The 1,042-nt window shown below is 69.6% G+C and carries 2 protein-coding genes; one reads left to right on the forward strand and one right to left on the reverse strand.

Going from position 1 to position 1,042, the window contains the following annotated elements; all coding sequences use genetic code 11:
• A partial coding sequence (locus G6027_RS06180; protein WP_182636370.1) for a TSUP family transporter occupies nt 1–671 on the reverse strand: 671 nt, incomplete at its 3' end.
• A gap of 190 nt (nt 672–861) precedes the next feature.
• Between G6027_RS06180 and G6027_RS18395 the strand changes: the two genes are divergently transcribed.
• A partial coding sequence (locus tag G6027_RS18395; protein ID WP_206682474.1) for a hypothetical protein occupies nt 862–1,042 on the forward strand: 181 nt, incomplete at its 3' end.

Raw genomic sequence — 1,042 nt, forward strand, 5'->3', positions numbered from 1 at the left:
AGCCAGGCCGCCAGCGGTGCCACGATCACGCCGCCGATCAGCAGGGCCAGCGCATAACCCCATTCGATCCCGGCCGCGCCCAGGCCCAGGAGGAAGCCCAGCGAGCCGCCCACGGCCACCACGAACTCGGAGGTGTCGATGGAGCCCACCACCTTGCGCGGCTCGACCCGGCCCGAGGACAGCAGCGAGGTGGTGCCGACGGGGCCCCAGCCGCCGCCGCCCAGCGAGTCGAGGGTGCCGCCCACGAGTCCGAGCGGGACCAGGAACCCGGTGCGTACACGGCCCCGGAACTCCGGCCGGCGCCCGCCCAGCGCGAGGAAGCGGTACAGCACGTACAGACCCAGCGAGAGCAGGATGGCGCCCACGACCGGCTTGGCCACGTCCGCCGGGAGGTTGGTGAGGATGGTCGCTCCGGCGAACGCGCCGATCGCGCCGGGCACGGCCAGGATGCGCACGATCCGCCAGTCCACGTTGCCGAGCTTGTGATGGGAGATACCGGAGGCCAGGGTGGTGCCGATCTCCGCGAAGTGCACGGACGCCGACGCCGCGGCCGGTGCGATCCCGGCCGCCACCAGCAGCGTTGTGGACGTGACGCCGTAGGCCATGCCCAGGGAGCCGTCGATGAGCTGGGCTATGGCGCCGACGACGCCCAGGACGATGAGTGTCTTCACGAGTGCTCCAAATATCTAGTGTGTGGACTAAGTAGACCAACACAGTAGACATTAGGTGACCGCCAAGTCCAGACCGATCTGTCTGCACGAGCGTTGTGGGGGCAAAGATGTCGCGTCAAGATGAGAATTTTGTGACACAATTATGTCATTCGCGCCGGCTAGGGGTCGGCGCCCTGCGCTGGGGGGCGAGATGGACGAGGTCGGCGAACGGTCGCGCTATGTCCAGGAGGCCGCCGACGGCGCGACCTGGGGCTGTCACCGATGTGGGGCCACGAGCGGAGTGCTGCCCTCGCGAGGGGCGGCACGGGTCGCTGCCGACGCCCACCGCTGCCCCGATGAGCCGGCCCGCGTGGTGCGGGAGTACGGGAGCG

The organism is Dietzia sp. SLG310A2-38A2 (genome assembly GCF_014145095.1).
In the GTDB taxonomy this organism is placed as follows: Bacteria; Actinomycetota; Actinomycetes; order Mycobacteriales; family Mycobacteriaceae; genus Dietzia.